At 64.0% G+C, this 24,339-nt stretch carries 20 protein-coding genes; 11 read left to right on the plus strand and 9 right to left on the minus strand.

What is annotated here, in order from left to right; translation table 11 throughout:
* The first annotated feature begins 90 nt into the window (after positions 1 to 90).
* Complete coding sequence (locus VFW93_RS07085) at positions 91 to 2,517, plus strand: ATP-binding protein (protein WP_329693284.1); 2,427 nt, start codon at positions 91 to 93, stop codon at positions 2,515 to 2,517.
* On the opposite strand, the gene VFW93_RS07090 is transcribed toward VFW93_RS07085, so the two are convergent.
* Positions 2,518 to 4,164: a GMC oxidoreductase gene (locus tag VFW93_RS07090; RefSeq protein WP_329693285.1), complete on the minus strand. Its 1,647-nt coding sequence runs from the start codon at positions 4,162 to 4,164 to the stop codon at positions 2,518 to 2,520.
* 235 nt (positions 4,165 to 4,399) lie between these two features.
* Here VFW93_RS07090 and VFW93_RS07095 point away from each other — a divergent pair, with 235 nt between their 5' ends.
* Entirely contained in the window at positions 4,400 to 5,446 is a 1,047-nt protein-coding gene (locus VFW93_RS07095; protein WP_329693286.1) for a nitronate monooxygenase, read from the plus strand.
* 7 nt (positions 5,447 to 5,453) lie between these two features.
* Here the strand turns inward: VFW93_RS07095 and VFW93_RS07100 are convergent, their stop codons facing one another.
* Both VFW93_RS07100 and VFW93_RS07105 read right to left on the minus strand, forming a co-directional pair.
* Positions 5,454 to 6,110, minus strand: a complete 657-nt coding sequence (locus tag VFW93_RS07100; protein WP_349256605.1) for a Bax inhibitor-1/YccA family protein — start codon at positions 6,108 to 6,110, stop codon at positions 5,454 to 5,456.
* Positions 6,111 to 6,189: 79 nt separating this feature from the next.
* Complete coding sequence (locus tag VFW93_RS07105) at positions 6,190 to 6,594, minus strand: hypothetical protein (RefSeq protein WP_329693288.1); 405 nt, start codon at positions 6,592 to 6,594, stop codon at positions 6,190 to 6,192.
* Positions 6,595 to 6,695: 101 nt separating this feature from the next.
* Between VFW93_RS07105 and nhaR the strand changes: the two genes are divergently transcribed.
* Complete coding sequence (gene nhaR / locus VFW93_RS07110) at positions 6,696 to 7,601, plus strand: transcriptional activator NhaR (RefSeq protein ID WP_329693289.1); 906 nt, start codon at positions 6,696 to 6,698, stop codon at positions 7,599 to 7,601.
* Between the two features lie 19 nt (positions 7,602 to 7,620).
* On the opposite strand, the gene VFW93_RS07115 is transcribed toward nhaR, so the two are convergent.
* Together VFW93_RS07115 and VFW93_RS07120 are read right to left on the minus strand one after the other, a co-directional pair.
* Positions 7,621 to 9,363, minus strand: a complete 1,743-nt coding sequence (locus VFW93_RS07115) for a hypothetical protein (RefSeq protein WP_329693290.1) — start codon at positions 9,361 to 9,363, stop codon at positions 7,621 to 7,623.
* Positions 9,364 to 9,530: 167 nt separating this feature from the next.
* Positions 9,531 to 10,949 carry a PLP-dependent aminotransferase family protein gene (locus VFW93_RS07120; RefSeq protein WP_329693291.1) on the minus strand — a complete coding sequence of 473 codons (1,419 nt, stop codon included), beginning with the start codon at positions 10,947 to 10,949 and terminating at the stop codon, positions 9,531 to 9,533.
* Between the two features lie 125 nt (positions 10,950 to 11,074).
* Between VFW93_RS07120 and VFW93_RS07125 the strand changes: the two genes are divergently transcribed.
* The 3 genes from VFW93_RS07125 to bioF are packed head-to-tail and all read left to right on the plus strand — an operon-like array spanning position 11,075 to position 14,526.
* Positions 11,075 to 12,067: a DMT family transporter gene (locus VFW93_RS07125; protein ID WP_329693292.1), complete on the plus strand. Its 993-nt coding sequence runs from the start codon at positions 11,075 to 11,077 to the stop codon at positions 12,065 to 12,067.
* Positions 12,064 to 13,284 carry a PLP-dependent aminotransferase family protein gene (locus tag VFW93_RS07130; RefSeq protein WP_329693293.1) on the plus strand — a complete coding sequence of 407 codons (1,221 nt, stop codon included), beginning with the start codon at positions 12,064 to 12,066 and terminating at the stop codon, positions 13,282 to 13,284. Before VFW93_RS07125 ends, VFW93_RS07130 begins: the two co-directional genes overlap by 4 nt.
* 9 nt (positions 13,285 to 13,293) lie before the next feature.
* Entirely contained in the window at positions 13,294 to 14,526 is a 1,233-nt protein-coding gene (bioF, locus tag VFW93_RS07135; protein WP_329693294.1) for an 8-amino-7-oxononanoate synthase, read from the plus strand.
* Here bioF and VFW93_RS07140 read toward each other — a convergent pair.
* The 3 genes from VFW93_RS07140 to VFW93_RS07150 all read right to left on the minus strand — a co-directional run bounded on the left by VFW93_RS07140 (position 14,511) and on the right by VFW93_RS07150 (position 17,684).
* The gene (locus VFW93_RS07140) at positions 14,511 to 15,629 is read right to left on the minus strand and encodes an HD-GYP domain-containing protein (protein WP_329693295.1); all 1,119 of its coding nucleotides are present in this window, start codon (positions 15,627 to 15,629) and stop codon (positions 14,511 to 14,513) included. The two genes, bioF and VFW93_RS07140, sit on opposite strands and share 16 nt — an antisense overlap.
* Positions 15,630 to 15,763: 134 nt before the next feature.
* Complete coding sequence (gene miaB / locus VFW93_RS07145; RefSeq protein ID WP_329693296.1) at positions 15,764 to 17,179, minus strand: tRNA (N6-isopentenyl adenosine(37)-C2)-methylthiotransferase MiaB; 1,416 nt, start codon at positions 17,177 to 17,179, stop codon at positions 15,764 to 15,766.
* A 34-nt stretch (positions 17,180 to 17,213) separates the two neighbouring features.
* Positions 17,214 to 17,684 (minus strand): hypothetical protein, encoded by a 471-nt coding sequence (locus VFW93_RS07150; RefSeq protein ID WP_329693297.1) that lies wholly within the window; start codon positions 17,682 to 17,684, stop codon positions 17,214 to 17,216.
* Between the two features lie 118 nt (positions 17,685 to 17,802).
* Between VFW93_RS07150 and VFW93_RS07155 the strand changes: the two genes are divergently transcribed.
* Genes VFW93_RS07155 through VFW93_RS07175 form a run of 5 tightly spaced genes read left to right on the plus strand, consistent with a single transcriptional unit; the run spans position 17,803 to position 23,966 of the window.
* Positions 17,803 to 18,834 (plus strand): SPFH domain-containing protein, encoded by a 1,032-nt coding sequence (locus VFW93_RS07155; protein ID WP_329693298.1) that lies wholly within the window; start codon positions 17,803 to 17,805, stop codon positions 18,832 to 18,834.
* A 16-nt stretch (positions 18,835 to 18,850) separates the two neighbouring features.
* On the plus strand, positions 18,851 to 20,440 hold the full coding sequence (locus VFW93_RS07160) for a DUF4178 domain-containing protein (protein ID WP_329693299.1): 1,590 nt from the start codon (positions 18,851 to 18,853) through the stop codon (positions 20,438 to 20,440).
* 19 nt (positions 20,441 to 20,459) lie between these two features.
* A complete protein-coding gene (locus VFW93_RS07165; RefSeq protein WP_329693307.1) occupies positions 20,460 to 20,681 on the plus strand; it encodes a DUF350 domain-containing protein in 222 nt (73 codons plus the stop codon).
* Positions 20,674 to 22,248 carry a polyamine aminopropyltransferase gene (locus VFW93_RS07170; RefSeq protein ID WP_329693300.1) on the plus strand — a complete coding sequence of 525 codons (1,575 nt, stop codon included), beginning with the start codon at positions 20,674 to 20,676 and terminating at the stop codon, positions 22,246 to 22,248. Before VFW93_RS07165 ends, VFW93_RS07170 begins: the two co-directional genes overlap by 8 nt.
* The gene (locus VFW93_RS07175; RefSeq protein ID WP_329693301.1) at positions 22,245 to 23,966 is read left to right on the plus strand and encodes an FAD-dependent oxidoreductase; all 1,722 of its coding nucleotides are present in this window, start codon (positions 22,245 to 22,247) and stop codon (positions 23,964 to 23,966) included. Before VFW93_RS07170 ends, VFW93_RS07175 begins: the two co-directional genes overlap by 4 nt.
* Here the strand turns inward: VFW93_RS07175 and speD are convergent.
* A complete protein-coding gene (gene speD, locus VFW93_RS07180; protein WP_329693302.1) occupies positions 23,924 to 24,337 on the minus strand; it encodes an adenosylmethionine decarboxylase in 414 nt (137 codons plus the stop codon). The genes VFW93_RS07175 and speD overlap by 43 nt on opposite strands.
* Positions 24,338 to 24,339: the final 2 nt, after the last annotated feature.

The raw sequence follows: 24,339 nt of genomic DNA on the forward strand, positions 1-24,339 counted from the left end.
GGCATTCTGTGATCCAGGATCGTCGGTGTTTCTTGCGTCACCACGTCCTTGCATCCGCCACGACAGCATAACGGACGACCACCCGGCATCATGACCACGCTGGACAGATTGCATCCCTACCTGCCGCACCGCAGCGTGCGCGCACGGTTCGCCTGGGTGACCGGCCTCAGCGGTGTCTTTTTTGCTGTATTGCTGTCGTTCTGGCTGGCCCAGGATCAACGCCAGCAACTGCAGCAGGCGGTCAGCGAGGCAGCGCGCCGGGAAGCCAGTGTGCTGGGCCAGATGGTCTCATGGGCCTTGGCCGAGCGTCAGAGGGATATCACGCAACTGGCTCAGCGGCCCGAGGTCGCCAGCGGCCTGCTTGACGCCGGTGACATGCGCCTGGCGCTGGAGCGCGTCAAGGCCAGTCGCCCTGAATTTGAATGGCTGGCTTTGACCGATGCCAAGGGCGTGGTCGTGACCGCCACGGGCGCGCGGCTGGAAGGTCAGGATTTTTCTGGCCAAGCCTGGTTTGTGTCGGGCATGCTGGCGCCCTGGCTGGGCAAACCCCAGACCGCCGGGCCACTGGCTGCTTACCTGCCACTGGATGTGGATGGCCGGCCCGCGCAATTGATCGACATGGCCGTGCCCGTGCTGGATTACGAAGGGCGCAAGATAGGTGTGATCGTGGGCATGCTCAACTGGCGCTGGGTGCGGGACATGCACAGTGCCATGGTGGAGCAGGACGACAGCCTGGCTCACACCCTGTTGCTGACGCCGGAGGGGGATGTGACCGTGGGGCCGCTACCCTTGCTGGGCAAGAAACTCAATCCCACAGGGTTGGATGAAGTCAAGCGCCATGCCGTGGCAAGGGTGATCAACTGGCCCGATATCGGCGAGCAACTGACGGCGGTGGCGCCTGTGCGCTGGACAGCGCGCGAGGGCAAGCCGCCTTTGATGATGGTGCTGCGTCAGAACCCCGATCTGGTCTATGGCCCGGCCACCAAACTCTGGCAGCGCATGTTGGTGTTGGGCTTGTTGGGCTCTGGCCTGTTCATGCTGATCAGCTGGTGGCTCGCCGGGCGCATCACCCGCCCGCTGGACGCCCTGGCGAAAGCGGCCACCAATTTGCGTGAAGGCGAACCAGCGCAGTTCGATCTCGGCACCGGCCAGTCCGATGAGATCGAGGCCTTGTCCAAGGCCTTGCATGACATGCATGCCCGCCTCGAGGCTCGCATGAGCGAGCTGTCCACCTACCGGGATCACCTGGAAGAAACCGTGGCGCAACGCACCGAGCAGTTGCAGTCGGCACGTGACAAGGCCGAGGCCGCCACGCGCGCCAAGAGTGCGTTCATTGCCAACATGAGCCACGAGATCCGCACGCCCATGAATGCCATCATGGGCGTGACCTACCTGATGCAGCAAGGGCCCATGCTGCAGGGGCAGGCCGAACGTCTGCAGACGGTGCATGAAGCAGCCGAGCACCTGCTGGACATCATCAACAACATCCTGGATCTGTCGAAGATCGAGGCTGGCATGTTCAACCTGACTCAGGAAGACTTTGACCTGATCGAGTTGATGGACAAGGCCGTGGCCATGGTGTCGGACAAGGCCCGCGAAAAGAAGCTGTCCTTGCTGGTCAGCTCGGATGGCTGCCCTCAGCGCGTGCGTGGCGATGCCGTGCGCCTGTCTCAAGTGCTGATCAATCTGCTGAGCAACGCCGTGAAGTTCACCGAGCGGGGGCAGGTGACGCTGTTGGTCAAACCGGAGCCCTCGACCGACGACGAGGTCAACCTCTTGATCGAGGTGCAGGACACCGGTGTGGGCATCTCTGCCGAACATGCCAGCAAGCTGTTCAACGCCTTCGTGCAGGCCGACGAGTCCACCACGCGTCGGTTTGGTGGTACCGGTCTGGGTCTGGCCATCACGCGCAGCCTGGTCGAGCTCATGGATGGGCGCATCGGTGTGCGCAGTCAGGTCGGGCAGGGCAGCGTGTTCTGGTGTCGCGTCAGGCTGCATGTGGCGCACGCACCTTCGGTCACGGATGCCGATGAGGCTTGCGCCCCTCTGTCCGCCGACGAGTCGATCAGCCTGCTGAAGCAGAACCACGCGGGGGCACGCGTGCTGCTGGCAGAGGACAACCCCATCAACAGCGCGCTGGCCATGGAGTTGCTGGCCATGGCCGGTGTGGACGTGACGCCTGCCCGCAATGGGGTGGAAGCCCTGTCGCTGCTGCAGCAGCAGGCCTTTGACCTGGTGTTGATGGACATGCACATGCCCGAGATGGATGGCTTGCAGGCGACCCGCGCCATCCGCTTGCTGCCGGATCACCGCACGCTGCCCATTGTTGCGATGACCGCCAGCGTTCTGCAGGAGGAAAAAGACGCCTGCATGGCAGCAGGCATGAATGGCCATTTGTCCAAGCCCATCGACACGCAGGCGCTCTACCAGACCTTGTTGCACTGGTTCGCCCTGCGCGGGGCCGGGCAACGCCACAGCGCCGAGGTGATCAGGCTGCCCAGATCCGGTGAGGCTTGATCACACGAAGTCCTGGGCCAGCACGCGTTCGATATTGCGTTCGGCCAGGGCCGTGATCGTCACGAAGGGGTTCACGCCGATGCTGCCCGGGATCAGTGCACTGTCGGTCACATACAGGTTCTGATAGCCTTTCACCCGGCCGACGTTGTCGGTGGCGATGTCCAGCACGCAGCCTCCGAGCGGGTGGTAGCAGAAGTCATCGGCGAAGGCCTTGCCGCCACCGAACAGGTCGGTACGGTAGATGGTGCCTTGCTTGCTGTTGATCTTGTCGAACATCTGCCTGGCCGAGTTGACCGTGACCGCGTTCTGAGCGCGCGTCCAGCGCAGGCGGGCCGTGTCGGTGGTCGCGTCGTACTGGAAGTAGCCGCGCTCGGGGTTGCGGGTGATGGCCAGGTACATGCTGACCCAGTTTTCGAAGCCCGTTGGCAGCGGCGTGATTTCGGCAAACACCGGATTGCTCGGGTTGGACCAATCGTTGATGCCCATGGCCGGCATGGTCGATTGCACCGCACCTGTGGGGTTCCAGATATGGTTGGCGCGCGCCGTCATCACGTTGCCGTTGTGGCCCCAGCCTTGACCCACTTGCGTGCCCAGCTTGGGCAGTGTGCCGGTGTCACGCGCCCGTACCAGCAGCTCGGTTGTGCCCAGGCTGCCGGCGCCCAGGAAGAGCTTGCCGCAGCTGATCTGATGCGTGCCCAGCACATTGCCCAGTTCGTCGATCTGGCGCACGGTGAGCAGGTAGTCGCCATTGGCCTGCTGCTCGATGCGGCGCACTTCGCTGAGTGTGTAGATGGTGACACGGCCCGTGCCCACGGCGTCGGCCAGATAGGTCTTGTCCAGGCTGAGCTTGCCGTTGTTGTTGCCGTAGATCACCTCCTGCGCCAGCGCAGAGCGGGGCACCTTGTTGGCCAGTTCGGCTTCCATGTATTTGGCGTCGTACACGCTGGGCACGAACACGGTCTTGTAGCCCGATTGCTCGGCTGCGGCGCGCGACACCCGGGCGTAGCGGTAACAGGCGGCGGTCTCGAACCAGGCCGGGTCCACCTGGTTGACACCCAACTGTGCATTGGCGCGAGGGAAGTAGGTGCCGTACATGTCGTTGGCATCCACGCCAGGCAGCATCTGCTCGAAGTACCAGCGGGGTGGCGTCACGGCCATGGCGCCGTTGACCAGGGAACCACCGCCCACGCCGCGGCCCACGTACACCGACATCTCGTCGTAGTTGACGCGATCGAGCACGCCGGCATAACGCGGGATCTTCTTGTTGATGACGTCCAGGCCGAGAAAGGTCTTGAGCGGCGCTTCGGTCTTGTCCTTGAACCACATGGCGCGGCCGTCGGGCGAGAGCGTTTTGGTGAAGACCTTGCCATCGCTGCCGGGTTGCGTCCACAGGCGGCCCATCTCCAGCATGACGACGGGCACACCGGCCTCGGCCAGGCGCAGGGCCGTGACGGCGCCGCCGTATCCCGTGCCGATCACCAGGGCTGGTACGCGTCCCAATTGGCTCAAGCCCTTCCTGGGCGCGGCCATGGCGTCATTGAAACTGCGTGCGGTGGAAGCGCGGCCTGGCAATGAGATGCAAGACAGGCCCAATGCAGCAGCAGATTGCAAAGCGGCGGTACCCAGGAAACGGCGGCGGGACAGCATGAGGTCAGAAACTCCGTGACAAGATGAATGAATGGTATTGAACGTGACGAGTTCATCGTGGTTTGGTATTCCCTGTGCCACCCCTCAAGCGAGGGCCAGTCGGGTGTCGTTCAGCTGACAATTGTCGCCGTGCCACCTGAGGGTTGCCCCCTTGGGATGAGCGTGTGACCGGGGGCGGCGGTGATAGAGTCCCGCCGACTTCGCCATCCGGCTTGCCCTATTTGCTGCTATCGCCATGAAAACACGCCTGACCCGGATGCTGGGCATCCAGCACCCCATCGTGCTGCCCGGCATGACCTACATCGCCGTACCGTCGCTGGTGGCCGCCGTGTGCAATGCGGGTGGCCTGGGGATCCTGGCGTCCGGAGCCTTGTCGCCTGAAGAGTGCCGCGAAGCGATTCGCGAAATCCGCCGCCTGACAGACAAACCCTTCGGTGTGGGGTGCAGCCTCATGCTGCCGGGCGCAGCCGAGTGCGCCAAGGTGGCGCTCGAAGAACAGGTGCCCGTGATCAATGTGTCCATGGGCAAAGGCGAATGGGTGATCGAAGGCGTCAAGGCCTATGGGGGCAAGGTGATCGCCACCATCTCCAACGAGAAGCACGCGCGCTCGGCCATTGACTCCGGTGTGGATGGCCTGATCGTGACGGGTCATGAAGCGGCTGCGCATGGCGGCAAGGTGACATCCATGGTGCTGATCCCCGCTGTGCGCGACATGACGGATCTGCCCATCATCGCGGCCGGTGGTTTTGCCGATGGCCGCGGCCTGGTGGCGGCCTTGTCACTGGGCGCGGATGCGGTGGCCATGGGTACACGCTTTGCCAGCTCCATGGAAAGCCCGGTGCACGCCGATACCAAACGGCTCATCCTGGACAAGGAAGCCGAAGAGACCATCTATTCCAGCAACTTCGATACCTTCCCCTGCCGCGTGATGCGCACGCCTGGTGGCCGCAGATACACGGCGCGCAAGCTCAGCCCGCCTGTGGCCATCGGCCGTTCGCTGGCCGCCGCGCGTGAGCTCAACACACCGCTCACGGCGCTGGCCAAGGACGCGATGGGTCAAGGCCTGGTGGGGGCCGTGAAGGTGGCCTACTTCGGGGCGGCCACCCTGGCCATGAGAAAAGCCATCCACGAGGGCAATCACGTGGATGGCGTGCAATTGATCGGCCAGTCTCAAGGCCTGGTCCACGATGTGGCCAGCGTGGCCGAGATCGTGGACCGTGTGATGTCGCAGGCGCGGACCGTGGTGTCCAACGTGTCCAGCCTGATCAACCCGGCAGACTGACGCCTGCTTATTCGTCGCGGCTACCGATACCGAACAGCATCAGCAGGCTGGTGAACAGGTTGTAGATCGAGACGAACAGGCTCACCGTGGCCATCAGGTAGTTGGTCTCGCCACCGTTGACGATGCGGCTGGTCTCGAACAGGATCATGCCGCTCATCAACAGGACCACCATCGCCGACACCGCCAGGCTCAAGGCAGGCACCTCAAAGAACACGGCACCCAGACCCAGCACCATCGCGATCAGCGTGCCCACGAACAAGGTCTTGCCCATGAAGCTGAAGTCCTTCTTCGTGGTGAGCGACACGGCGGACAAACCGATGAAGGCAACTGCCGTGGCGCCCAGCGCGTTGGTGATCACCGCGCCACCGTTGGGCATCTGCAGGACCGCGTTGAGCAGCGGGCCCAGGGTGTAGCCCATGAAGCCCGTGAGGCCGAACACGGCGGCCACGCCCCAGGCGCTGTTCGAGAGTTTGTGCACCAGAAAGAACAGACCATAAAAGCCCACGAGCGTCAGCAGCATGCCGGGTGACGGCAGGTTCAGGCTCATGGCGGTGCCCGCCACGGCGGCGCTGAACGCCAGCGTCATGCCCAACAGGGCGTAGGTGTTGCGCAGCACGCGCCGACTGGTGTCGACGTCGACCACGGTGCCCATGTTCACGGGCATGCGAATGGCCTGGGCTGTGGAATGACTGTCGCGGTTCATGATGTGTTCCTTCTTGGTTGCAATGTGAAAACGAGTGGGATCAGGTCAGGTCCGGCATGGGACTCAAGCCGTTGAACGCGCGCTCCATGCGGCGGTTGCGGCCTGGTGTTCTGCCTTTGCCCAGATGCGGGGCACGCAGGGGGCGATCACGGATGCGCTCTACCTGCTTGCTCAGTGCATGCGAGGCGCGATGCAGTGCGCGATCGACCATCGCGCGGATCTGGTGGCCGCGGTCGCGCACCACGGTGGTGGTGTCTTCGAGTTCGATCACCAGTTGGCAATCCTTGTCTTCGCCACCTCGCGGGCCGTTGATGTCCTTGAGGTGCAGGGTGGCGCCAATGGCCTTGTCTCCGAAGCGGCCCAGCAGTTGACGCAGACGTTGGCGGATGTGCTCGCTGTCTTCGCGAGACAGGATCAGGCCTTGGGTCTGGATGAACACGCGCATGATGAGGTCCTTGCTTGTGAGTGGATGACAGACTCAATGTACGAAAACCTATACTTCGCGTAAATTCGAAATTCTGATTCGAACAGTTCGAGAAAACCGCAATGAACTACAAGCACCTGCAGTATTTCTGGGCCGTGGCGAGGCTGGGTGGCGTGGTCAAGGCCAGCGAGCACCTGCATGTGACGCCTCAGACGGTCAGCGGGCAGATTCAGCTGCTGGAAGATCACTTCGGGCGGCCACTCTTTCAGAAGAAGGGGCGCAAGCTGGAGCTGACCGAGACGGGCGAGCTGGCTTACAGCTATGCCCGTGACATTTTTCACCTGGGTGAGGAACTGGACCAGGTGGTGCGCCAGCCGCGGGGCACACCCAGGCCGCTGGAGCTGCGCGTGGGCATTGCGGATGCGGTGCCCAAGCTGGTGGCCTGCCGCCTGCTGGAGCCGGCCTTGCAGCACCAGCAGCCCTTCAAGGTGATCTGCAGGGAGTGGAAGCTCGACAGCCTGCTGGCCGAGCTGGCCGTGCACAGGCTGGATCTGGTGCTGTCAGATCGACCCTTGCCGGCTGACATGAGCGTGCACGCGTTCAATCACAGGTTGGGGGGCTCCACCGTGGGCTTTTATGCCAGCAAGGCCTTGGCGAGCAAGCTCAAGAAGGGCTTTCCGGCCTGTCTGGACGGCGCACCGCTGCTCGCGCCGGCATCGGACTCGGCCTTGGGCATGCGCCTGGGCCAGTGGCTGGGCGGGCACAAGCTCAAGCCGCACATGGTGGGTGAGTTCGATGACAGCGCCATGCCCATGGCCCTGGGGCATCTCGGACATGGTGTGTTCATGGCGCCCATGGTGCTGGATGAGGCCATGCAGGCGCAATACGGTGTCAAGCGCCTGGGCGAGGCACCCGATCTGATCGAGTCCTACTACGTGATCACGGTGGAGCGTCGGTTGACGCACCCTGGTGTGGTGGCCATCACCCAGGCTGCCCGCGAAGGTTTGTTCGCAGCCTGGAGCCGATGACCGATATGGGCGTCAGACCTCAGAACAGGCTGGGCTTGACATAGCCCTGGCTGCTCAGCTCGTCTGCCACCGTGGCATTGCTGCCCGTCAAGCCTGGCAGGTCATGCGTCACGTTCTGACCCTCGCCTGCGCCAATGCCACTCAGGGTGTCGACGTCAAAGGTCATGGTGCCACTCGAGTTGCAACTGACAGTGGGCGCGTAAGTGATGTGGGATGCAGTCCGGCTCCAGATGCTGGCGCTTGAGGTCAGCGTGGCTTGCTGATACTGGAAATGGTTCAGTGGCGTGTGGCTGTTGCCTGGGCCGGCCCAGTTGCAGATCATGCCTTGCAGATCGCCGTTGGTCAGGTGGATGGCCTGTGCGTAGGCATACCAGGCATCCAGCGTACGTGTTTCGGTGCTACTGTTGTAGGCGCTGTGTACGGCAAAGGCGCGCGACTTGTCGTCCATAGGGCCGGCCTGCCAGAGGTAGGTGAAGTCACCTGCCTGTGTCGTGGTGTCCATGGTGGCGCCGAAGCGGCTGGCATTGCCGCGCCAGCCCTTGACACTGCTTCTGCTGCCGCCGTTGATGTGAACGGACAGGTCCAGCATGCCATTGACATCCAGCGTGGCGATGTCGTCGATGTAGCTGGTGGACGATGGGGCGGGCGCGCCGCAATAACTCGCCGTGCGCGCGCCGACGTCCAGGGCTGTGCCGTTCTTGTCATAGCGGATGGTGCTGACCGTGGCGACCTTGTAGCGGGATGTGCCGCTGTCGATTTCGTCGTTGCAGCCAAAGGCGCCATCGTTGCCGAGTTGGGCTGCCGTGATCTGCAGGACGCCGGAGAACTGCGTGGCGCTGGCACCAGGTGTGTGTTGAATGACGATCTCGCCTTGTTTGGCGCTGGCACCGCTGCCTGTGCTCAGCACGAGGCGGTAGGTGTAGACGGTTCCCACATTGTTGAGGGCCACGGTGGCCGCATCCACGTTCACGCCGGGTGCCGCTGTGGCCAAGGCGGTGGCCAGTTCACTTTGCACATCGGTGGTGGCGTTGGCGGCGGGCATGGTGAGGCTGCCGCTGGCCGCGATCAGGCGGCGAATGCCAGCCATCAGCAGCATGGCCTGGCGCACTTGCTTCCTGGTGCCATCCAACTGGTCGTTGAGCTTGGCCGTTGCGCAAGGTTGCGTGCCGTTCGAGTCGGTGTTGTCAGCCAGCCAGAGGCCCAGGTCGCCTGAAGGCAGGGTGCCATTCTGGCCCGGACCAGATACGTAATCGTCGTGGTTGGCGTACTGGATGCTGGGGCCGAAACACTGGGTGTTGGTCGTGCTCATGTTGAACAGATGGTTCAAGTTCAGCAGACCGCCGTGCGACAGGGGCAGCGTACCCTTGGCGACGGCTTCGATTTCGCTCGCCACCACGGCGCCTTCGGGCATCTTGCTGGGTGTCGCCCAGGCGGTGGACATTGGCAGCAGATGGGCCAGCAATGAGCCCGCCGTGTGGGTGTCGCCAGTGCGAAGCGCCTGCCACATGGTGCGCCCCCAATCGCTGGCGCGGATCGTCCAGGGTATGGCTGGCAGGGCACTGGCCACCACGTTGCTTGAACTGTCCAGCGCGGCAGGTGAGCTCACCGTCACGCCGGTGGGGAAAGCTGTGACGGATGAGGCACTGCTGTTGGTGGTCGTGCTGGTGTTCGAGCCAGATCCGCCGCAGGCTGCGAGGATGGTCAGTGAAAGGGTGCCAGCAACCAGGCGCCATGAGGGTTGCTTGGAGGTGTGTGTGAGCATGATGCGGCCCGCCTTATCCAGTGTTGATCGGATGGTTGGGCGACCACTGCTTCAGCCGCGCGAGGGCCGGCCGCCAGGGTTGAACTTTGACCTTGGTGGCGTCAGGGTAATGGCCTGTCTAGCCCCCCTTTTCAGGCGCAGTTTCTGGTTTTGCGGACACGGGTGCATCAGGTGCGCCGTTGTGCCTGAATGGCGCGCCAGAACCTGGCGTCCTGCGAAGAGGCGAAGTTGATGCGCATGAGCGTGGACGGGCGGCGCTGCGCGTAAAACAGGGCGCCCGGTGCGATCAACCAACCCGCGTCCAGCATGGGAATGGTCAGCCGCTCGGTGTCCATGCCTGTATCGACCCAGCCGAACAGGCCTTGTGGCTCCGAGGCAAAGTGGCAACCCGCCTGGCGAGCCAGCTGGACCGTGCGTGCGCGTGCGGCATCGAGCTGTTGGATGACCCGTTCGCTGAATCGCCGCAACTGGCCTTGCTCCAGACACAGGGCGATGGCCTGTTCGAGCATGGGTGGGGTGGTCAACGAGGTCAGCAGCTTGGTGTTGGTGATGCGCTCTACCAGGTGCGTGGGCGCGGCGATGTAGCCCACGCGCCAGCTGGGCGTGAGGATCTTGGAGAAGCTGCCCACCATGATGACGCGCTGCAGTTTGTCCAGCACGCTCAGCCGGGTGGCGTGGACGGGTGCAAGGAAGCCGTAGATATCGTCCTCCAGGATGTGGAAGCCGTGGGTCTCTGCCAGGCGCAGCACCTGGTGAGCGTGGCCGGGCGAAAGCATGGCGCTGGTGGGGTTGTGCAGCACGGACACGGTCACGTACAGCTTGGGTTGATGCGCCTGGGCGAGCTTGTGCATCACATCGAGATCGGGCCCTTCTGCGCCTCGGGGTACGGGCAGCACGCGCAGGCCCAGTTGCGCCAGGCGCGCGAATTCAACGGGCCAGGCGGGCTCGTCGACCAGCACGGCGTCGCCCGGTTGAAGCAAGGTGCGGGTGACGAGATCCAGTGCCTGTGTGGCGCCCAGGGTGGTGATGATCTGGTCGGCATCGACCTGGAGCTGGTATTCGGTCAGGCGCATGCTCATGGCGCGCCGAAAGCGGGCGTCACCGGCGGGTTCTCCATAGTGCAGGGTCAGTGGCAGCAGCTTGTCGCCCTGCGTGACGCGGCGCAGCGCCGAGCCCAGCATGCCGGCGTCCAGCCAGGCCGGTGGCAGTGTGCCCAGCCCAGGCATGGGGCGTGCGCCGGGCTCGTGGAAGAGGCCGCGGATCAGGGTGGTGGCGTCCAGCGGGGTGCTGGGCTGGAAGGGGTGAGGCTTGGTATCGCCCGGCGTGGGCTCGGCCACCGCACGCGGTGTCTGCCGGACGAAATAGCCGCGCTGGCTGCGGGCCTCGATCAGGCCTTGTGCCAGGAGCTGGTCGTAAGCGGCCACGACCGTGTAGGTGCTCACATCATGTGTTCTGGCGCATTCGCGCACCGATGGCAGCTTGCTTCCCGGGGCGAGCCAGTGCTGGCGGATGCGGTCGGCAAATCGCTGCGCCAGTTGCTCGGTGAGGGTCTGGTCGCTGTCGCGGGTCAGGGGGGGGCTGCTCATGGTGTATCGGCTGGATGGGCACGCTGTGTTGGTGGTGTGGCCAGTACAGTGTGTTGGCTGATGTGCTGATCTGTATTGGTTCTGTATTGGTGTTGGTGTCTACATTGCCATACATGAACACCACCATGCAAGTGACATTTGCGTTTCAAGGCCGCCACTGGTGGCCCAGGGCGCTGGGCCTCATGGCCGTCTTGTTGTTCGCCATGACCTTGCCCATGACCCGTCTGGCCAATGGCTCAGTGAGCGATCCGCAATGGCCACCGCTGTTTGTGGCCAGTGCCCGAGCGGCACTGGCGGGCGTGCTGGCGATGTTGCACCTGCTGTGGGCCAGGGCGAGCTGGCCTGACCGCTCGCACCGGCCCTGGTTGCTGGGCATCGTGCTGGGTGGGGTGATGGGCTTTCCGCTGGGCATGGGCTGGGCAGTGCGTATCGTGCCGGCCTCTCATGCGGCGGTGATCACCGGGCTCTTGCCACTGTGCACGGCGGCGCTGGCGGCCTGGTGGCTGGGGCACAGGCCGCGCCTGGGCTTCTGGCTGGCCAGCATGGCGGGGGCCATGGTGATGGGCGTGTTCGCCTGGACATCTTCAGGCGGTCAGTCCACCTCGGCCCACCTCACGCTGCTGGCCGATGGTGCGCTGGTGCTGGGCATGATGGGCGCGTCGGTGGCCTATGTGGCTGGCGCCCGCCTGGCCAGGCAGATGCCTTCGGCGCAGGTGATGTCGTGGTCGCTGGTGCTGGCCTGGCCCTTGACGGCGACGCTGGCGGTGTACTGGTGGCCGTCCGACATCCACAGCCTTGCCCAGGCGGGTGATCAGATCCAGTTGTCGGCCTGGTTGGGGCTGGCCTATGTGGCCGTGTGCTCCACCTGGCTGGGCTTCTTCCTCTGGTATGCGGCACTGGCCCGAGACGCCATGCGCGTGAGCCAGTTGCAGTTGCTGCAGCCTTTGCTGGCAATGTTGATCTCGGCCGGCGTGCTGGGTGAGGCTGTACCCATGAATGCCTGGTTGTTTGCCGCATCGGTGCTGGTGATCGTGCTGGTGGGGCAGCGTCTGGCCGCATCCGGATCCTCTTCACCTTCCTCTTCGTCTTACGCTTCTTCTCCAACGAGTGCCTCATGAGCCTGACCCTGGCTGCCCGTACGCAGCACATGACTTCGTCCGCGATCCGTGAAATCCTCAAACTGACCGAGCGCCCGGGCGTGTTGTCGCTGGCCGGTGGTTTGCCATCGCCCGACAGCTTTCCGCTGGATGCCCTGGCTCAAGCGAGCGAGCGTGTGTGGCGCACCCAGGGTGCACAGGCCATGCAGTACGCCAACAGTGAAGGGCTGATGCCCTTGCGTGATTGGATCGCGCGGCGGGTGAGCCTGCCGCACTGGCAGGTAGAGCCCGAGCAGGTGCTGGTGACCACGGGCTCTCAGCAGGGGCTGGATCTGCTGGGCAAGGTCTTGCTGGATCCAGGCAGCGAGGTGCTGGTCGAGCAGCCGACCTATCTGGGCGCCTTGCAGGCCTTCTCAGCTTATGAGCCGGCTTACAGGCCCTGGCTGGCGGATGCGCAAGGCCCGGATCCTCAAGCCCTGCAGCCTCGGAATGCGATGAACGAGTCGGTGCGCGCGGCTTATCTGGTCCCGAGCTTTCAGAACCCCACAGGCCACGCCATCGATGCTGACAGGCGTGCGGCCATTGCCGCTGCATTGCGGGCCCATCGCGTCACGCTCATCGAAGACAACCCATACGGCGAGCTTTGGTACGACGCGCCACCGCCTGCGCCCATCGCGGCCAGTGCGCCGCATCAGACGGTGTACCTGGGCTCCTTGTCCAAGGTGCTGGCGCCAGGCTTGCGCATCGGCTACGTGGTGACGCCACCGGATGAGGCGCCGGGTGCCCTGGCGTTGCGTGCGCGCCTGTTGCAGGCCAAGCAAGCCAGCGATCTGCATACACCAGGCTTCAATCAGCGCCTGGTGTTGCAGTTGCTGGCCGATGGCTTTGATCTGGATGCCCATGTGGTATCCGTGCGCCAGCGCTACAAAGCCCAGCGTGATGCCATGGCGCAGGCCCTGACGCGTCATTTGCCTGAAGGCTGCATCTGGCAGATCCCCCAAGGCGGCATGTTCTTCTGGGTGCAAGGCCCAGATGGTTTCGATGCGGCGGCTTCCTTGCCTGACGCCGTTGAGCAAGGCGTGGCCTATGTGCCGGGTTCAGCGTTCTACGTTGACGCGACGCTGGCATCGCGTCAGCAGATGCGGCTGTCTTTCGTGACGCTGTCTGTGGCGCAGATTCACGATGCGGTGGTTCGCCTGGCCGAACACTTGCGTCGCGAAGGCCGGAGGTCCTGTTAACCTTGCAGGATGACTGCATTGTTCGAACAGGAGCTGGCTCGCCTGCAGGCGGCGCATCTCCAGCGTAAACGCCGGCAGGTCGCGCCTTGCGTGGCGCCTGCCGAGCTGGCCCCATCTGATGAAGCCTTGCGTGGCACCACCTATCTGATCGATGGGCAGCAGCGCCTGTCCTTTGGCAGCAATGACTATCTGGGCCTGTCACAGCATCCCGCGCTGATTGCCGCGGCACAGCAGGCGGCTGCGCGTTACGGCGTGGGGGCCACGGCTTCACCGCTGGTGTGCGGGCACAGCCCGGCACATGAGGCGCTGGAGCAGGAACTGGCCGCCATGGTGGGGTTGCCGCGTGCCTTGTATTTCTATGCAGGCTACGCGGCCAATGTGGGCGCCATCCCCGCCCTGGTGGGCAAGGGCGATGCGGTGTTTTCCGATGCGCTCAACCACGCCTGCCTGATCGATGGCATTCGCCTGTCGCGTGCAGAGTCGCATGTGTTGCCGCATGCCGATATGGGCGCACTGGAAGCTGCCTTGAAAGCGTCCACTGCGCGCCGCAAGCTGGTGGTGACGGATGCGGTGTTCAGCATGGATGGCAATGTGGCCGATGTGCCGGCCTTGCTGGCCTTGTGTGAACGCTACGACGCCTGGTTGATGATCGACGATGCCCATGGGTTCGGCGTGCTGGGCGAACAGGGTGAAGGCACCTTGTCGTATCACGGGATCGCAGGCGTCAACGGTGCGGCACCTGCCTGGCAAGGGCGGCTGGATCGCCTGATCTACATGGCCACGCTGGGCAAGGCTGCCGGCGTGGCAGGAGCGTTTGTGGCGGGTGAACCCAGCCTGGTCGAGTGGATCATGCAGAAGGCGCGCACCTATATGTTCGCCACGGCGGCGCCGGCCATGATTGCCGAGTCGCTGCGCGCGGCCTTGACGGTGATGCGTGATGAGCCCCAGCGGCGTGCGCATCTGCGCGCCTTGCAGCAACGCCTGCAGTCGGGCGTGAAGGCGGCGAACCTGCCCTGGACCTTGTTGCCATCCGATACCGCGATTCAACCGCTGATCATCGGCAGCAATGAGGCGGCCCTGGCCGTGATGGCCCAGCTCGATCGCCAGGGGGTATGGGTGCCGGCCATCCGGCCGCCCACGGTGCCCGAAGGCACGGCACGCCTGCGTATTTCGCTGTCAGCGGCGCACACGTTCGAGCAGGTTGACCGCTTGTGTGAGGCGCTGGCTCAGGCCGTGGCGTAACCGAACAGCTTCTGGCGGTTGAGCCGCATCATCACGTTGCCTCGGGGCACGGCGGCCACGACCTTGAACTCAGGCTTGGCCGTGTCGCGTGGTTTGGTGTCGGGGAACACCCAGCCGTCCGAACTGATGAGGCTGTGCACCTGCGGTGTGTTGGCTGTCTCGCCCGGGCGCAGCACCACGGCCGTGTCACCGTTGGCCAGCTTCACGAAGGAGCCGGGCGGGAAGATGCCCATCTCCTTGATGATGGCCGCCGCGTAGGGGTTGTCGGCGCCGCCTGACTTCAGATACAGCTCGCGTGCCGCCACGTTGACGGCAATGGCCGGGCGATTTGCCCGTGGGCTGAGCTTGGCCAGGTACACGTCGGTGTAGTGGACCATGCAGGCCAGCTGGCTGAAGTCCTTGCGGTCCTGCGGCAGGCCGCGCCCGTCGGTGGTGACGTGGTGATCCTCCACCGTTCGGAGCCAGTCCTGGCAGCTCACGTTGGCCGATTCGAGGATCAGCCTGCCCTTGCGCGGGTGGGCGTTGATCTCGGCACGTTGTTGGGGCGTCAAGGGCGTGGTCTGCTGGGTGAGCGCGTTCTGCATGTCCAGCATGGCGATGTTCATCGTGAGCGCCGCACGGATCAGGGTGGCGCGGTCATTTTCCGTCCAGCCGAAGCGCTCTGCGGCCAAGGCAGCCACAAAAGCCGTCTGCAAGGAGTGCGATACCGAGTAGCCCGTCGGATCGCCATAGACCATCTCGAAGGTGCCGGCGTTGACGTCTTCCTTCATGGCACCCTGGATCTGGGTGGAGAGGTCGCCCAGCTCTTTCGCGAACAGGGGGTTGTCCTTGTGGTTGCGCAGCAGGTGGCCCGTGCGCTTGAGGATGTTGGCCCACAGTATGAAGGGGTCCTTGCGGGCCTGTGCTGCCTTCAATTCGCGTTGATGGGCCTCGTACTCGTCCTGGTCGACAAAGACGCCGCGCTCCATGAGCGAGTCGATCTGAGCCTGGTCAGTCAGCAAAAAGCCTTTGCCCAGCAGCAGGTGGCCGGGTTCATTGCGCACGTTCCATGGCAGGGGCTCGTTGAGGCGAACCTGATGAGCGCACAGGCGCAGGAGCTTCATGTCGGTCCGATCACAAGTGACAGTGGTGCTTCGAATTTCGGCCACAAAGTCAAAAAGTGAAAGAACTTAAACCCTTGCTTTAAGGCGGTCTCGCCAATTACGTCACGGTATGTCTTGGCGAAACCCCTTCAGATTCAGCTTTTCAGGTTCAGCTCAGCCCGCAGCGAGTGCGGGAAGGCCTTGGTGATGTTCACCTCGATCAACTGGCCGATCAGTCGTTCGCGCAGTGCCTGTGTGGGGCCTGCCGCGAAGTTGACGATGCGGTTGCACTCGGTGCGGCCCATCAGTTCGCTGGGGTCCTTGCGGCTGGGGCCTTCGACCAGGATCTTCTGCGTCTTGCCCACCAGCTCTTCGCTGTAGCGCTGCACGTTGCCGTCCAGATAGGCCTGCAGGGTTTGCAGACGCTTGAGCTTGACCTCGTGCGGTGTCGTGTCTTCGAGGGCCGCAGCGGGCGTACCGGGGCGGGCGCTGAAGATGAAGCTGAAGGAGGCGTCGAACTCGATGTCGGTGGCGAGTTTCATCAGCTTGTCGAAGTCTTCATCGGTTTCACCGGGGAAGCCGACGATGAAGTCGGTCGACAGGCGGATGTCAGGTCGCACGGCGCGCAGCTTGCGGATGGTGCTCTTGTATTCGAGCGTGGTGTAGCCGCGCTTCATGGCCATGAGGATGCGGTCGGAGCCATGTTGCACGGGCAGGTGCACATGGTTCACGAGCTTGTCGGTCTTGCCGTACACATCGATCAGGCGCTGGCCGAACTCGTTGGGATGGCTGGTCGTGAAGCGGATGCGCTCCAGGCCCGGCATCTCGGCAACGTACTCGACCAGGGTGGCGAAGTCGGCGATCTCGGCCGTGTCACCCATCTTGCCGCGGTAGCCATTCACGTTCTGGCCCAGCAGGGTGATTTCCTTGACGCCCTGGTCGACCAGATCGGCCACCTCGGTCAGCACGTCGTCAAACGGGCGCGAGACTTCTTCGCCACGCGTGTAAGGCACCACGCAGTAGCTGCAGTACTTGGAGCAGCCTTCCATGATGGACACGAAGGCCGAAGCGCCTTCCTTGCGAGGCGGCGGCAGGTGGTCGAACTTCTCGATTTCGGGGAAGCTGATGTCCACCTGGGGGCGCCTGGAGCTCTGGCGCTTTTCCAGCATGGCGGGCAGGCGATGCAGTGTTTGCGGGCCGAACACCACGTCCACATAAGGCGCGCGCTCAATGATGGAGGCGCCTTCCTGGCTGGCCACGCAACCGCCCACGCCGATCATCACGCCCTTGGCCTTCAGGTGCTTGACGCGGCCCAGGTCGCTGAACACTTTTTCTTGTGCCTTCTCGCGGATGGAGCAGGTGTTGAACAGGATCAGGTCGGCTTCTTCGGGGTTGTCGGTGGGCGTGTAGCCCTTGGCTGCGTTCATGACGTCGGACATCTTGTCCGAGTCGTACTCGTTCATCTGGCAACCATAGGTCTTGATATAGACCTTCTTGCCGGTGGTTGCGGCAGCAGTGGACGTGTCAGCGGCCTGATCTGTGGGCGTGTTGGAGGCGGGCAGGGAACTCATGGCGAACTTCTTCTTCGATGCGGGCGGATCAGGATCAGGGCTTGGTCCAGGTGTGCGAGACAGGGTCGTATGACCAGGTGGCCGCTTCTTGCGCGTTGGTGGGCCACAGCCGGCTGGCTTCGGCTGCCGTCAGCAACCAGACGTTCATCAACAGGCCGTAGGTGTCGACCGTGTAGTTGACCTTGTAGCGTTGGCCGACGAGGTTGCCGGAGAGCACCAGCAGGTTGTTGAGATCGCGGATGCGGGCGCCTGGGGCCAGTCTGGCCACGCTGCCGTTGAGTGACACCTCGGGGGGCTGGCCGAAAATGATGTCGCCACGCAGTGATTGCATCGGGATGGCGATGGCGCGGCCCTGCAGGGTATCCGGGTTGGCGATGGGCGGGCCTTTGTCGCTGCTGGTGCTGGTGCTTGTGGTGGAGGCACTCAGCACGGCGCTTTGGGCCAGCGCCAGAGCAGGGGCAGCCAGGGCCAGGGTGGCCAGGACCGTCTTGAGACAGCGGGGCATGGTGTAGATCCAGGGGCTGTTGATCGGAGTGGCGATTCTACGGCAGCCGGGCTGGAGATGTGGGTAATATGCGGTCTGCCGGGCGCCCAAAGGAGGCGCGGCGATTCGGGAGAAACACATGGGTTTGGTCGATTTCATCAAGAAGCAGTTCATTGATGTCATCGAGTGGATGGAGTCCACCGATGGCGTGCTGGCATGGCGCTACCCTTTCGAGGATCGCGAAATCCAGAACGGTGCCACGCTGGTGGTGCGCGAATCGCAGATGGCACTGTTCGTCAACGAAGGCAAGGTGGCCGATCTGTTCGGCCCGGGCACGCACAAGCTGAGCACCCAGACCCTGCCCATCCTGACCAACCTCAAGAACTGGGACAAGCTGTTCGCTTCCCCGTTCAAGAGTGATGTGTACTTCTTCAGCACGCGTCAGCAACTGGACATGCGCTGGGGTACCAGCCAGCCCATCACCTTGCGCGACAAGGACTTCGGCGCCGTGCGCCTGCGTGCGTTTGGCAACTACGCCGTGCGCATGGCCGATCCGCGCAAGTTCCACACCGAGGTGTCCGGCACGCGTGAGTCTTACACCCTGGCCGATCTCGACGGTCAACTGCGTGGCCTGCTGCTGCAGCATCTGAGTGATGCCGTGGCGCAAAGTGGCATCCCCTTCCTGGATCTGGCCGCCAACCAGATCGAGTTTGCCAAGGCCTTGTCCGAGGCCGTGGCGCCCTCGTTCGAGGCACTGGGCCTGAAGATCGAAGGCCTGACCGTGCAGAACGTGTCCTTTCCTGAAGAGCTGCAGAAGATCCTGGACCAGAAGATCGGCATGGGTATGGTGGGCCAGAACATGGGCCAGTTCGTGCAGTACCAGGCCGCTCAGGCCTTGCCGACGATCGCAGCCGCTTCGGGGCAGGGCAGCGGTGTGGCTGGCGATGCCGCCGGTCTGGGCGCAGGCCTGGCGCTGGGGCAGGTGATGGCGCAGTCCATCCAGCAAGGGCTGCAAGGGGCCTCGGCCGTCACGGGTGCGGCACCTGGCGGCCTCAAGCCCGACGAGATCATGGCCACCATCGAAAAACTGGCCGATCTCAAGGCCAAGGGCATCCTGACGGAAGACGAGTTCAGCGCCAAGAAGGCCGAGCTGCTCAAGAAACTCGTCTGAACGGCGGGTTGTTGACATGAGTGATCAAGGCCCAGGTCAGCGCGCCTGGCGGGCAAGCTGTACCTTTTGCGGTGCGCCGGTCGAGTTTCGATCGGCGGCATCGCCCATGGCGGTCTGCAGCTTTTGCAAAAGCACGCTGGTGCGTGACGGCGAATCACTGCGCCGTATCGGCCAGAGCGCAGAGCTGTTCGATGACCACAGCCCGCTGGCATTGGGCGCACGCGGCCAGTACCAGGGTGAGTCCTTCACGCTGATCGGCCGCGTTCAACTGGCCTACCAGGACGACGATGGCCTGGAAGGCCGCTGGACCGAATGGCACGCGCTGTTTGACAATGGCCGCAGCGGCAGCCTGAGCGAAGACAACGGCGCCTATGTCTTCGGCTTTGGCCTGCCACCCCCGGCGCCCACTTTGCCTGACTTGCTGCAGCCTGCTGTCGGCACGGCACTGCTTGTGGCGCAGCGGCCCTGGGTGCTGTCGTCGCGTGTCCAGGTGCATGTGCATGCGGCGCAGGGCGAGCTGGCCGAGGCGCCTGATCTCCAGGCCACGTATCCGGTGGTCGAGTTGCGCAACTCCGGCGGCGAGGTGCTGTCTGTCGAACTGCTGCCTGCGGGGGCTGTGCTGAGCGTGGGGCGCTCCGTGCAGCTGGCTGAGCTGAAGCTGTCGGGCTTGCCGGATGGCAAGCAGCCTTCAGAAGCAAAGCTCCAGGCCAAAGGCATCGAGTGCCCGAGTTGCGGCAGTTCGCTCACGCCCACGCTCGACAGCACCAGATCCATCGTCTGCGGCAGCTGCAAGGCCGTGGTGGACATCAGCAAGGGCCTGGGGGGCGACCTCAAGTTCTACCGCCAGGACAACACGCTGGAGCCCTTGATTCCCTTGGGGCGCACAGGCCGTCTGACCGTCGGGGGCACCAGCCTGGCCTGGCAGGTCGTGGGCTATCAGGAACGCTGCGACGAACCCACCGAAGAAGGCGAAGAACAGACGTTCTGGCGCGAGTACCTGCTGTACAACCGCACGGCCGGATTCGCGTTTCTGGTGGATGCCGAGGATGGCTGGAGCGTGGTGCGCACGGTCACCGGCGTGCCATCGACCAGGGGCGACAAGCTCAGCTATCAAGGCGTGGACTACAAGAAGCGCTACACCTACACCGCCAAGACCACCTATGTGCTGGGCGAGTTCTACTGGCCTGTTCGCAAGAACCAGCGCACACTGAACACGGACTTCACAGGCAGCAGCGGCAAGGTTGACCTGAAGCTCAATCGCGAGAAGACAGGCAACGAAGTCACCTGGTCTGCGGGCGAATCCATCAGCGCCCAGGACGTGATGACGGCGTTCAAGATTTCGCCTGATCAGCTCAGTGCTTTCAAGCGCGAGGCCAGCCTGCTGTCCAGCATTGAGCTGGGTGAGTGGGGCAGCAACCTGTTCTGGATCCTGGTCATGGTGATCCTGATCTTGATCCTGTCTCGATGCTCGGATGATTGCAGTGATGTGCGCGAGACCTATGGCGAATACAGCGCCGAGTATCAGCAATGCCGCTCGTATCACAGCAGCGGCAGCAGTCACGGCGGATCCTACGGCGGCTACAGCAGTGGCGGCTCACACAAATAGCGTTTAGGAGAAACACATGATCGACATCGAATGGCTCAAGCCCGGCGTGTTCCTGGGTTCCATGGCATTTGCCTTGATGGGCGTGCTCATGTTCTGGGTGTGCTTCATCATCGTCGACAAGCTCACCCCGTATGACCTGTGGGGCGAGATCGTCGAGAAGAAGAACGTGGCCCTGGCCATCGTGGTGGGCTCGATGTGCCTGGCCATCGGGCAGATCGTGGCCGCAGCCGTGCATGGTTGAAGAAGCGGTTTCGTCAGACGGCGCGCGCGCGCGCATGGCACCGGCCGAGGTGGCCTTGCTGGCCTCGGTGTTTGTGGTGGCGGCCTGCGGGCTGGTCTATGAGCTGGCGGCTGGCGCCCTGGCCAGCTACCTGCTGGGGGATTCCATCCTCCAGTTCTCCACCGTCATTGGCACCTATCTGTTTGCCATGGGCGTGGGCTCATGGTTGTCGCGCTATCTGGAGCGCCAGCTGGTCGCGCACTTTCTGCGCATCGAGTTGCTCGTCGGGCTCATTGGTGGCCTGATGCCCGCTGCCTTGTTCGTGGCCAACAGCCTGTTGCCGGCCTGGGCCACATCGCCGTTCAGGGCCTTGCTCTACGGCATGGTCATGCTGATTGGCGTGCTGGTAGGGCTGGAGATCCCGCTGGTGATGCGCATCCTCAAGCGCCACTTTGCGCGGCGCTACGCGCTCAAGGATCTGGTCTCCGAGGTGCTCACCTTCGATTACCTGGGCGCACTGGCGGTCTCCTTGGCGTTTCCGCTCTTGCTGGTGCCGCATCTGGGTGTGGTGCGAACCGGCGTGTTGTTCGGCTTGCTCAACGTGCTGGTGGCCGCATGGACCCTGTGGCTGTTCAAGGCCGAATTGCGCAGCTGGCGCTCGCATGCCGCGGCCTGCCTCGCCGTGACACTCGTGCTGGCCGCGGCCATGGTGGGCGCACCACCCCTGACCACCTGGGCCGAAGACCGCTTCTATGGCGAAGGCGTCGTGCTGCGGCAGGACACGCCTTACCAGCGCATCGTCATCACACAAGGGCATGGCGGCACGCGGCTGTTCCTCAATGGCAACCTGCAGTTCGCCTCGCGTGACGAGTACCGCTATCACGAAGCGCTGGTCCACCCGGCCATGAGCGCACAGGGCGCACCGCGACGTGTGCTCGTGCTGGGCGGTGGTGATGGCATGGCCGTGCGCGAGATCCTGAAGTACCCCAGCGTGCAGCAGGTGACCCTGGTCGAGCTGGACCCGGCCATGACCACGCTGTTTCGCCAGGATCCGCGCCTGACTGCCTTGAACAGGAACGCGCTCAATGCACCCCGTGTGAAGGTGGTCAATGCCGATGCCTTCACCTGGCTGGGCACGCATGACGAGGTGTATGACGTCATCGTGGTGGACTTCCCCGATCCCACCAACCACGCCATCGGCAAGCTCTACACCACCACCTTTTATGCGCTGCTGGATCAGCACCTGTCTGCCAGCGGCTATGCCGTGATCCAGACCACGTCGCCCTTGATTGCACGGCAAAGCTTCTGGACGGTGGCCAGCACGCTGGAGGCTGTGGGCCTGCAGACCACGCCGTATCACGCGCACGTGCCGAGCTTTGGCGAGTGGGGCTTCATCCTGGCGCACCACCGCCCGTGGCGCATGCCAACTTCGCTGCCGCAAGGCATGCGTTTCCTGAGCCTGGCGGGCCTGCCCGCGCTGTTTGATTTCCCGCCTGACATGGCCCGCGTGCCCGCCGAGCCCAATCGCCTGAGCAACCAGGTGCTTGTGCAGACCTTCGAGGCCGAGTGGGGCCGTGTGCACCAATGAGCCCGACACGGCGCGAGTGGCTGGGCGGTGCGAGCGCGGTGGCAGCGTCCATGGTCGTGCCCGCCTTGAGTGGCTTGAGCGCTTGCTCCGGCAGTCGCGCTAACAAGGGCTTGCGCACTGATCTGCAAGGTGGATGGGTAGGGGCCCATGTGGACCGTGCACATGCCTGGCGTGATGGCCACACACCCAAAGCGCTGTGCGGCGAGACCCGCCGTGTGCACACGCTGATCATCGGTGCGGGCGTCGCGGGTTTGTCTGCCGCCCACACCCTGATGCGTGCCGAGCTGGATGACCTGGCCGTGCTGGATCTGGACGATCAGGCCGGTGGCAACGCGCGTGGGCATCTGGTGCAGAACCTGCCTTGTCCACTGGGTGCGCACTACCTGCCCATGCCTGGGGCCGATGCCATCGAAGTGGCCCAATGGCTGGAGGAGATCGGCCTGATACGCCTCGAGCATGGGCGCTGGGTGGCCGACGAGCGCCACCTGTGTCACAGCCCTCAGGAGCGCCTGTTTGTGCCCGATGCCCGGCAGGATCAGCCTGCCTTCTGGCGTGGCCAGTGGCACGACGGCCTGTTGCCGCAGCATGGCCTGGCTGCCGATGACCTCGCGCAATACCGTCGCTTTGCGCTGGAGGTGAGCACCGCTGCACGCGAACTGGGCTTCGCCATGCCCAGCACCAAGCGACCCTGGCACGCCGGCCTCGATGCGCTGGACCAGCTCACCTTCGCGCAGTGGCTGGATCAGCGTGGCTACAGCTCGCGACCTCTGCGATGGCTGCTGGATTACGCCTGCCGAGACGACTATGGCGCCGGCCTGGGGCGTGTGTCGGCCTGGGCCGGCCTGCACTATTTCGCCAGCCGCCATGGCTTTGATGTGCCGGGACAGGGTGAAGCCCATGATGCGGTGCTGACCTGGCCGCAAGGCAATGGCTGGCTGACCCAGCACCTCGCGCAAGAGCTGGGGACTCGCTGGCATGCCGGTCAGGTGGCTTTGAGTGTCGATGCCGGGCGTGACGAAGTGCGTGTGCAGGCCTGGCACAGCCAGCAGCAATGTGTGCAGACCTGGGTTGCCAGACAGGTGGTGTTGGCCGTGCCGCTGTTTGTGGCGCAGCGCCTGTTGAAGCAAGCTTTGCCTGCCTTGCAGTCTGTGGTGCCGCGCATGGCGTATGCGCCCTGGCTGGTCAGCAACATCCTGCTGGACAAGCCCTTCTTTGATCGCCCCGGTGCCCCCCTGGCCTGGGACAATGTGCCCTACACCGCAGATGGCGTGAACGGCGTGCCCGTGCCTTCGTTGGGCTATGTCGACGCGCGCCATCAAAGCCTGGCGCCGGTGACCGGCCCCATGCTGCTTACTCATTACTGGGCACTCGGTGGCCAGGATGCGGCGCAAGGTCAGGCCTTGCGGCAAGCCTTGCTCAAGGATGACTGGTCCGTGTGGGCGGGCAGGGTGGCGGCTGACCTGGCTCGCGTTCACCCCGACTTGCCGGGCCTGGTCAGGCAGATGGACCTCATGCGTTATGGCCACGCCATGAGCATCCCCGTGCCTGGCGTGCGTGGCCATGCGGCACTGGCCGCGCTGCGCGAACCGCAGGGGCGCCTGCAATTCGCACACAGTGATCTGTCAGGCTATTCGGTGTTCGAAGAAGCCTTCACCCATGGCGTGCGTGCAGCCGATCAGGTGCTGCGGGCATCAGGCAAGGCGCGCAGCAAGGTGTGACGCGACTGGCGCTCAGGCTCGAAGCCCGCCACCAGCCGATCCAGCAACTGCTGTGCACGTGCCGCGTTGTCGCTCAGCAGATTGCACACGAACACATCCAGCGTGACCACGCCCAGTTCGGGCCAGGTGTGAACCGCCAGATGCGATTCGGCCAGCAGCACCACGCCGGTGACGCCAGCTGTCTGGTGCCCCATGGCAGGCTCAAAACCGTGAAAGCGCTCCCCCACGGCCTGCAGGCCCGCTTCAGCCACCGCCAGCAGGCAGGCCTGGCGCAAGGCCTCTGGCTGGGTCATCCAGGGATGGGCGGCATGGCAGCCTGCCAGATCAGCCGTGAGGTGCGTGCCCTGCGGCCGCGTTGTCAGGTGGGGCATGG

Origin of the sequence: Aquabacterium sp., assembly GCF_036279675.1 — a bacterium.
In the GTDB taxonomy this organism is placed as follows: Bacteria; Pseudomonadota; Gammaproteobacteria; order Burkholderiales; family Burkholderiaceae_C; genus Aquabacterium.

Excerpts from the sequence above, each read along its gene's own strand:
- VFW93_RS07085 (WP_329693284.1), top strand. The coding sequence starts at position 91 with ATGACCACGCTGGACAGATTGCATCCCTACCTGCCGCACCGCAGCGTG.
- VFW93_RS07090 (WP_329693285.1), bottom strand. The coding sequence starts at position 4,164 with ATGCTGTCCCGCCGCCGTTTCCTGGGTACCGCCGCTTTGCAATCTGCT.
- VFW93_RS07095 (WP_329693286.1), top strand. The coding sequence starts at position 4,400 with ATGAAAACACGCCTGACCCGGATGCTGGGCATCCAGCACCCCATCGTG.
- VFW93_RS07100 (WP_349256605.1), bottom strand. The coding sequence starts at position 6,110 with ATGCCCGTGAACATGGGCACCGTGGTCGACGTCGACACCAGTCGGCGC.
- VFW93_RS07105 (WP_329693288.1), bottom strand. The coding sequence starts at position 6,594 with ATGCGCGTGTTCATCCAGACCCAAGGCCTGATCCTGTCTCGCGAAGAC.
- nhaR (WP_329693289.1), top strand. The coding sequence starts at position 6,696 with ATGAACTACAAGCACCTGCAGTATTTCTGGGCCGTGGCGAGGCTGGGT.
- VFW93_RS07115 (WP_329693290.1), bottom strand. The coding sequence starts at position 9,363 with ATGCTCACACACACCTCCAAGCAACCCTCATGGCGCCTGGTTGCTGGC.
- VFW93_RS07120 (WP_329693291.1), bottom strand. The coding sequence starts at position 10,949 with ATGAGCAGCCCCCCCCTGACCCGCGACAGCGACCAGACCCTCACCGAG.
- VFW93_RS07125 (WP_329693292.1), top strand. The coding sequence starts at position 11,075 with ATGCAAGTGACATTTGCGTTTCAAGGCCGCCACTGGTGGCCCAGGGCG.
- VFW93_RS07130 (WP_329693293.1), top strand. The coding sequence starts at position 12,064 with ATGAGCCTGACCCTGGCTGCCCGTACGCAGCACATGACTTCGTCCGCG.
- bioF (WP_329693294.1), top strand. The coding sequence starts at position 13,294 with ATGACTGCATTGTTCGAACAGGAGCTGGCTCGCCTGCAGGCGGCGCAT.
- VFW93_RS07140 (WP_329693295.1), bottom strand. The coding sequence starts at position 15,629 with ATGAAGCTCCTGCGCCTGTGCGCTCATCAGGTTCGCCTCAACGAGCCC.
- miaB (WP_329693296.1), bottom strand. The coding sequence starts at position 17,179 with ATGAGTTCCCTGCCCGCCTCCAACACGCCCACAGATCAGGCCGCTGAC.
- VFW93_RS07150 (WP_329693297.1), bottom strand. The coding sequence starts at position 17,684 with ATGCCCCGCTGTCTCAAGACGGTCCTGGCCACCCTGGCCCTGGCTGCC.
- VFW93_RS07155 (WP_329693298.1), top strand. The coding sequence starts at position 17,803 with ATGGGTTTGGTCGATTTCATCAAGAAGCAGTTCATTGATGTCATCGAG.
- VFW93_RS07160 (WP_329693299.1), top strand. The coding sequence starts at position 18,851 with ATGAGTGATCAAGGCCCAGGTCAGCGCGCCTGGCGGGCAAGCTGTACC.
- VFW93_RS07170 (WP_329693300.1), top strand. The coding sequence starts at position 20,674 with ATGGTTGAAGAAGCGGTTTCGTCAGACGGCGCGCGCGCGCGCATGGCA.
- VFW93_RS07175 (WP_329693301.1), top strand. The coding sequence starts at position 22,245 with ATGAGCCCGACACGGCGCGAGTGGCTGGGCGGTGCGAGCGCGGTGGCA.
- speD (WP_329693302.1), bottom strand. The coding sequence starts at position 24,337 with ATGCCCCACCTGACAACGCGGCCGCAGGGCACGCACCTCACGGCTGAT.